We start from the raw sequence: 6,265 nt of genomic DNA on the forward strand, positions 1-6,265 counted from the left end.
GGCCTTGGGATAGTACGCAAAGGCCGGGCCACGCGCCCGGCCTTTGGCGTTACAGACCGGCGGCCTCCAGCAGGCCGTCCAGCGCGCGGGCCAGTGTGATGGCCCAGGCTGCCTGCCCCTCGGGGGTTGCGATCAGATCGTTGCGCAGCTCGATCAGCACATTCGGGCGGCCGGTCGCCAAAGCGTGACGATCAATGGAATCGCCCTCCAGATGGCCGTTATAGGGCTGGTTGTCGCCCACGCAGAACCCCATGCCGCGCAGCCGGTCGATCAGCGGCAACGCCAGACGGCTGTCGCGATGCGAGTGCAGCACCGCCACCTGCCAGGGGCGCGGCGGGCGGCCCTGCAACTGCGGGGTAAAACTGTGGATGGCGCAGATCGCCCGGTCGTCGCGCTGCCCCGCCAGCACCGCCAGTGCCGCGTGATAGGGGCGGTGCAGCCGGTCCAGCCGCGCCTGCGCACCCGCTGCGTCCAGCCGCCGGTTCGCCGGGATCACCGTTCCGTCATACAGCCGCATGATCAGCGTCGGGTCATCCTCGCCCCGGTTAGGGTCGATCACCAGACGCGAGAAATCCGACAGGATCGCAGGCGCCCCCAGCCGGTCGGCCAGGGCGCGGCTTAGCCCAGCGGCGCCGACATCATAGGCGATGTGGCGCGCCATATCCGCGGGCGCGATCCCCAGATCACCGCCCGCCACCCAGTCGGGCACCCGGTTGCTTGCGTGATCGCAGGTCACCAGCCAGCGGCTGTCGCGCCCCGCGCCATGAATGTGAAAGGCGCCTGTCATCGCCGCGTCGTGCATGGCCTGTTATCCATTGGTCGTTGTTCATGTTAGCGCTAGTTGCCGTCGCGTCCAAAATCGGCAATACAGGCGCAAATCACGGGAAAACAGCATCATGAGACGCCAGCGTAACGTCAAGATCGTCGCCACCCTTGGCCCGGCATCGTCCGATTACGACACGATCCGCGCCCTGTTCGAGGCGGGGGCCGATGTGTTCCGCCTGAACATGAGCCATGGCACCCATGCCGATCAGGCCGCGCGCCACGCGATCATCCGTCAGATCGAGACCGACCTTGGCCGCCCGATCGCCATTCTGGCCGACCTTCAGGGGCCGAAACTGCGCGTCGGCACCTTTGCCGCCGGCGCCGCCGATCTTGAGGAAGGCCAGCCCTTCCGCTTTGACCTCGACCCCGCGCCGGGTGAGGGGCACCGCGTCAACCTTCCCCACCCCGAGATTTTCGCGGCGCTGGAACCGGGCTCCGAACTTCTGGTCAATGATGGCAAGATCCGCCTGCGCGTCGATGCCTGCGGCGCCGATTTCGCAGATTGCACGGTGACGGTCGGCGGCACGATTTCCAACCGCAAGGGCGTGAACGTGCCCGATGTGGTGCTGCCGCTGGCGGCGCTGTCCGACAAGGACCGTGACGATCTTGAGTTCGCCTGCGAGCTGGGCGTCGACTGGCTGGCCTTGTCGTTTGTGCAGCGCCCCGAGGATGTGACCGAGGCCAAGACCCTGGCGCGCGGTCGCGCCGCCGTGCTGTCGAAGATCGAAAAGCCCGCCGCCGTCCGCGCCTTCCCCGAGATTCTGGCGGTCAGTGACGGCATCATGGTGGCGCGCGGCGATCTGGGGGTGGAACTGCCGGTTCACGCCGTGCCGCCGATCCAGAAACGTCTGGTCCGCGCCTGCCGCGCCGCGGCCAAGCCGGTGATCGTCGCCACGCAGATGCTGGAATCGATGATCGAAAGCCCGATGCCCACCCGCGCCGAGGTCAGCGACGTCGCCACCGCCATCTATGAGGGTGCGGATGCGGTGATGCTGTCGGCGGAATCCGCCGCCGGGCGTTACCCGATCGAAGCGGTCAGCACGATGAACAACGTCGCGATCAGCGTCGAAAGCGACCCGACCTATCGCGACATCATCGAGGCCAGCCGAACCGCCAAGCGCCAGACCGTCGCCGACGGCATCGTCGCCGCCGCGCGCGAGATCGCAGAAACCACCGACATCGCCGCGATCTGCTGCTTTACCCAGTCGGGCAAGACCGTGGCGCTGGTCGCGCGCGAGCGTCCGCGCGTGCCGATCATCGCACTGTCGCCCACCCGCAGCGCGCTGCGCAAGCTGTGCCTGAACTGGGGCACCCATTGCGTGCAGACCGAAGAGCTTGAGCGCTTCAAGCAGGCCGTGGTCAACGCCGCCCGCGCCGCCCGCGATTTCGGTTTCGCCGATGAGAACCAGCAGATCGTGGTCATCGCCGGGGTGCCGTTCAACGTGCAGGGCACGACCAACATTCTTCGCGTCGCGCCCTGTGACGAACGGTTGATCTATCGCACCGACCCGGAATAAATCGCCCCTGTGATTGATGGGATGAAAGGGGGCGGCGATGCTGCTGCATGATCTGCTTATTCTGGCCGGTGTCGCGCTGTGCGCGCTGTCGGTCGTTCTGGCCGTGGTCTCGCTGGCGCAAAGCCGCGCGCCGGTGAACGCCGCCCGCGCGCTGGTGCTGGGCATCGTCGCGCTGGTCGCGGCGGCCTTTGTGAACCCGCAGCCCTTTGCGCCCGCCGACATCCCTTCGGCCCTGTCGCGGCTGATGTCGCAATCGGGCCTGGACCGCGCGACCGAGGTGCCGAACGCCGCGCCCGAACCGGCGCCCGCCTCTGAAGCCGCGCCCGCGCCCGAACCTGCCCCGGCCGTGACCCCGCCCGCCGCCGTGGGTCAAAATCCCGCCGATGGCCCGCGTCTGGACGCCCCGCCGATCGGCGCCACGGCCACCCCGTCCGGCAACTGACTTGCCAAACCCCCTTGCGCCCGCTATAGGGCGCGCTTCAACCCGCGCGTCCGGCCAATGTGGCATGCCGAGTCGCGTCAATACCCGTCCTGACGAAGGAGATGGAAATGCCCAAGATGAAGACCAAATCGGCCGCCAAAAAGCGGTTCTCGATGACGGCAACCGGCAAGGTCAAGGCAGGCCCGGCCGGCAAGCGTCACGGCATGATCAAACGCTCGACGAAGTTCATCCGCGAAACGACGGGGACCATGATCCTGTCCGATTCGGATGCGAAAATCGTCAAGAAATACATGCCCTACGACCGCTGAGGAGCCTGAAACATGTCCCGCGTTAAATCCGGCAAGGTCACCCATGCCCGCCACAAGAAGGTTCTGAAGGCTGCCAAGGGCTATTACAGCGCCCGTTCGCGCAACTTCCGCACCGCGACCCAGGCCGTCGACAAGGCCAACCAGTATGCGACCCGCGACCGCAAGGCCCGCAAGCGCAACTTCCGCGCCCTGTGGATCCAGCGCATCAACGCTGCTGTCCGCGCCTTCGACGCCGAAATGACCTATTCGCGCTTCATCAACCTGCTGGCGAAAGCCGGGATCGAGGTGGATCGCAAGGTTCTGGCCGATCTGGCCGTGCATGAACCGGCGGCGTTCAACGCCATCGTCGAAAAGGCCCGCGCTGCCGCCTGATCGCGCAGCCCGTGCCAAGGGATCGACCCCGCCTGTCACAGGCGGGGTTTTTCTTTGCCCGCAAAGGCGATAACGCTGTGCTCACCGCGCTGTGAGCGCGAACAAGAAAGGGGGACCGCCGTGGACATCCTGACCAATGTGATCGGCTTTCTGAACAACATCTTCTGGGGATATATCCTGATCTATGGCCTGCTGGCCGTGGGGATCTATTTCACCATTCGGCTGGGCTTCATCCAGATCCTGCATTTCGGTGAGATGTGGCGCTGCGTCGTCGGATCGGGCGTCAAGGACAATGACGGCATCAGCCCGTTCCAGGCGCTGACCGTCAGCCTGGCCAGCCGCGTCGGCACCGGCAACATCGCCGGCGTGGCCATCGCGCTGACTCTGGGCGGTCCGGGCGCGATCTTCTGGATGTGGATGGTGGCGCTGGTCGGGATGGCCACCGCCTATGCCGAATCGACGCTGGCGCAGCTTTACAAGACCCATGGTCCCGATGGCATGTATCGCGGCGGCCCCGCCTATTACATCGCGCGCGGCTTGGGGATGCCCTGGCTGGCCGCGATCTTCTCGGTCGCGCTGATCCTGTCCTTCGGCCTGATCTTCAACGCGGTTCAGGCGAACTCGATCGCCGAGGCCGCCAACGGCGCTTTCGGCGTTGAAAAATGGATCGTCGGCCTTGCCGTGGCGGCGCTGTCGGGCGTCATCATCTTCGGCGGCATTCCGCAGATCGCCCGTGTCGCGGCGATGGTGGTGCCGTTCATGGCGGGCGCCTATCTGCTGGCCGCCTTCTACGTTCTGGCCGTCCACATCACCGAGGTTCCCGCGATCCTGGGCGGCATCGTGCGATCGGCCTTTGGCCTGCAAGAGGCCGTGGGCGGCGTCAGCGGCGGCATCGCCGCGGCGATGCTGAACGGCGTCAAGCGCGGGCTGTTCTCGAACGAGGCCGGGATGGGGTCCGCCCCCAACATCGCCGCCGTGGCGATCCCCGACCCGCATCACCCCTCGGCGCAGGGCTTCGTGCAGGCGCTGGGCGTGTTCATCGACACGATCCTGGTCTGCACCGCGACCGCCGTGATGATCCTGTTGTCGGACGCCATCCCCTCGGATCAGCTGACCGGGGTGAACCTGACTCAGGCGGCGCTTGGTGAACATTTTGGCGCGTTCGGCCATATCTTCGTGGCACTGGCGATCTTTTTCTTCGCCTTCACCTCGATCATCGGCAATTACACCTATGCTGAAAACGCACTGGTCTATCTGGGGGCGGGCAAGACCGGCATCCTGGGCCTGCGCGTCATCGCTGTTCTGATGGTGGTGTGGGGCGCGATCCAGGCGGTCGGCACGGTGTTCGACTTTGCCGATGCCAGCATGGGGCTGATGGCCTCGATCAACCTGATCGCCATCGTCGCGCTGTCGGGCACGGTCGTGCATGTGACCCGCGATTACATCGCGCAACGCAAGCGTGGCCAGCAGCCCGAGTTCCACATCGCCCAGCACCCCGGCATCGCGCCCGGCGTGAAACACGACATCTGGAACTGACGAAACCGGCGCGGGCGGCTTTCCCAACCGCCCGCGCCATGCTAACCGATCCGGGCATTTGCAGGAGGCCCGCATGTCCGATCTTTCCGCCCTTCGCGCCCGTTATCTGGATCGCGTGAACGCCGCCGACGACGAAGCCGCGCTTGAGGACGTGCGCCTGGCCGCGCTTGGCAAAAAGGGCGAGATCTCGGCGTTGATGGCCGGTCTGGGCAAGATGGCCCCCGAGGACCGCAAGGCCGCCGGTGCTGCCTTCAACGTGCTGAAAGACGAAATCGACGCCGCGCTGCGCGCCAAGAAGGCCGCTTTGGCCGATGCCGCGCTGGATGCGCGGCTGCGTGCCGAATGGCTGGACGTCACCCTTCCGGGCCGTCCGCGCCGTCAGGGCACCATCCACCCGATCAGCCAGGTTACCGAGGAGGTCACCGCGATCTTCGCCGACATGGGCTTTTCCGTCGCCGAAGGCCCGCAGGTCGAAAGCGACTGGTTCAATTTCGACGCGCTGAACATCGCCCCTGAACACCCCGCGCGGCAGGAACACGACACGTTCTTCATGGCCCGCGATCCGGGCGACGCCCGCCCGCCGCATGTCCTTCGCACCCACACCAGCCCGGTGCAGATCCGCGCCATGCAGACGACTGGCGCGCCGATCCGCGTGATCGCGCCGGGCCGCGTCTATCGCATGGACATGGACCAGACCCACACGCCGATGTTCCACCAGGTCGAGGGCCTGGCCATCGGCCGCGACATTTCCATGGCCAACCTGAAATGGACGCTGGAGGAGTTCTGCCGCGCCTTCTTCGAGGTCGATCAGGTCGAGCTGCGCTTCCGCGCCAGCCACTTCCCCTTCACCGAACCCTCGGCCGAGGTCGACATCCGCTGTTCGTGGGAGGGCGGCACCCTGAAGATCGGCGAGGGCAACAGCTGGCTGGAAATCCTCGGCTCGGGCATGGTCCACCCCAAGGTGCTGGCCGCGGGCGGCATCGACCCGACCGAATGGCAGGGCTTCGCCTTCGGCATGGGCATCGACCGGATCGCGATGCTGAAATACGGCATCCCCGACCTGCGCGCGTTCTTTGAAAGCGATTTGAGGTGGCTGCGGCATTATGGGTTTGCTGCGGGGGACGTGCCGAGTGTGGCGGGGGGGCTGTCGCGGTAAATACCAAGTGCTAAGCTCGCAGGGCATTGCCCCTAGGGTCAGGACCCATTGATCTTTTGGATGCGGCCTGATTCACGCTCCGCAAGGAGACTGGATCATGAGCAACCTT

7 protein-coding genes are annotated in these 6,265 nt (G+C 66.0%); 6 read left to right on the top strand and 1 reads right to left on the bottom strand.

Annotated features, from left to right (window positions below; all coding sequences use genetic code 11):
* Positions 1-49: 49 nt before the first annotated feature.
* A complete protein-coding gene (locus ACEYYA_RS12780; protein ID WP_374801239.1) occupies positions 50-802 on the bottom strand; it encodes an N-formylglutamate amidohydrolase in 753 nt (250 codons plus the stop codon).
* Between the two features lie 94 nt (positions 803-896).
* Between ACEYYA_RS12780 and pyk the strand changes: the two genes are divergently transcribed.
* The 6 genes from pyk (at position 897) to pheS (ending at position 6,156) form a co-directional block, all read left to right on the top strand.
* The gene (gene pyk / locus ACEYYA_RS12785; protein WP_374801241.1) at positions 897-2,342 is read left to right on the top strand and encodes a pyruvate kinase; all 1,446 of its coding nucleotides are present in this window, start codon (positions 897-899) and stop codon (positions 2,340-2,342) included.
* A 37-nt stretch (positions 2,343-2,379) separates the two neighbouring features.
* Positions 2,380-2,784 (top strand): hypothetical protein, encoded by a 405-nt coding sequence (locus tag ACEYYA_RS12790; protein ID WP_374801243.1) that lies wholly within the window; start codon positions 2,380-2,382, stop codon positions 2,782-2,784.
* 107 nt (positions 2,785-2,891) lie between these two features.
* Complete coding sequence (gene rpmI, locus ACEYYA_RS12795; protein WP_374801245.1) at positions 2,892-3,092, top strand: 50S ribosomal protein L35; 201 nt, start codon at positions 2,892-2,894, stop codon at positions 3,090-3,092.
* 12 nt (positions 3,093-3,104) lie between these two features.
* Complete coding sequence (gene rplT, locus ACEYYA_RS12800) at positions 3,105-3,464, top strand: 50S ribosomal protein L20 (protein ID WP_374801247.1); 360 nt, start codon at positions 3,105-3,107, stop codon at positions 3,462-3,464.
* Positions 3,465-3,584: 120 nt separating this feature from the next.
* Entirely contained in the window at positions 3,585-5,000 is a 1,416-nt protein-coding gene (locus tag ACEYYA_RS12805; RefSeq protein WP_374801249.1) for an alanine/glycine:cation symporter family protein, read from the top strand.
* A 73-nt stretch (positions 5,001-5,073) separates the two neighbouring features.
* Entirely contained in the window at positions 5,074-6,156 is a 1,083-nt protein-coding gene (pheS, locus tag ACEYYA_RS12810) for a phenylalanine--tRNA ligase subunit alpha (protein ID WP_374801251.1), read from the top strand.
* The last annotated feature ends 109 nt before the right edge of the window (positions 6,157-6,265 follow it).

The organism is Paracoccus zhouxuedongae, assembly GCF_041927815.1.
Taxonomy (GTDB): Bacteria; Pseudomonadota; Alphaproteobacteria; order Rhodobacterales; family Rhodobacteraceae; genus Paracoccus.

What these genes read in the sequence shown, in the direction of transcription:
- ACEYYA_RS12780 (WP_374801239.1), bottom strand. Translation starts at nt 802, where the DNA reads ATGCACGACGCGGCGATGACAGGCGCCTTTCACATTCATGGCGCGGGG.
- pyk (WP_374801241.1), top strand. Translation starts at nt 897, where the DNA reads ATGAGACGCCAGCGTAACGTCAAGATCGTCGCCACCCTTGGCCCGGCA.
- ACEYYA_RS12790 (WP_374801243.1), top strand. Translation starts at nt 2,380, where the DNA reads ATGCTGCTGCATGATCTGCTTATTCTGGCCGGTGTCGCGCTGTGCGCG.
- rpmI (WP_374801245.1), top strand. Translation starts at nt 2,892, where the DNA reads ATGCCCAAGATGAAGACCAAATCGGCCGCCAAAAAGCGGTTCTCGATG.
- rplT (WP_374801247.1), top strand. Translation starts at nt 3,105, where the DNA reads ATGTCCCGCGTTAAATCCGGCAAGGTCACCCATGCCCGCCACAAGAAG.
- pheS (WP_374801251.1), top strand. Translation starts at nt 5,074, where the DNA reads ATGTCCGATCTTTCCGCCCTTCGCGCCCGTTATCTGGATCGCGTGAAC.